Source organism: Mesorhizobium sp. (genome assembly GCF_004962245.1).
GTDB lineage: Bacteria > Pseudomonadota > Alphaproteobacteria > Rhizobiales > Rhizobiaceae > Mesorhizobium.
On record NZ_SUHQ01000103.1, the window covers coordinates 1 to 492 of the forward strand.

Genomic DNA, 492 nt, shown 5'->3' on the forward strand with positions numbered 1-492 from the left:
GGCGGGCTGTCCTCCCAGTTGCTTTAGGTCATTCAATGATTTTGATGATCTTGCGTGTGCCTGGATCGACGACAACGGTCCGGTTGTCGACCACCACGTAACGGTATTTGGTTTCGGGGACTTCATGAAGCTCGACCGTCTCGGGCAGCGTTGAGCCGATATTGAGCTCCACCCCAGGGATTTTCACCGATGCGAGCGGCTGCTTCTTCACATACTCCCTGATGACGGTCTCCTGCTCCGGCTCGATGATTATGTCTTGAGCGGCAGCGGCGCCAACACCTGCCAGCAGCAGAAATCCCGCGGCTGTGGAAAGATGCATTCTCATAGCTGTCTCCTTCGTGCGATCTTTGGCGTTGAGCGCTCTGTCAACCCAAACCTGAGGGAACCGCAAACGTTCCTTGGTTGGGCTTCGGTCTGGTCCGACGTAAGACCTAAGTCTCTCCTGTTTCGCGAAATGGGCCGGACATGGCGCCACCGGGAACGGCGGCTGCT

1 protein-coding gene is annotated in these 492 nt (G+C 57.1%); it reads right to left on the minus strand.

The annotated features are described in order from the left end of the window. Positions 1-28: 28 nt before the first annotated feature. Positions 29-325 (minus strand): DUF1236 domain-containing protein, encoded by a 297-nt coding sequence (locus tag E5X88_RS33535; protein ID WP_292168568.1) that lies wholly within the window; start codon positions 323-325, stop codon positions 29-31. Between the last annotated feature and the right edge of the window lie 167 nt (positions 326-492).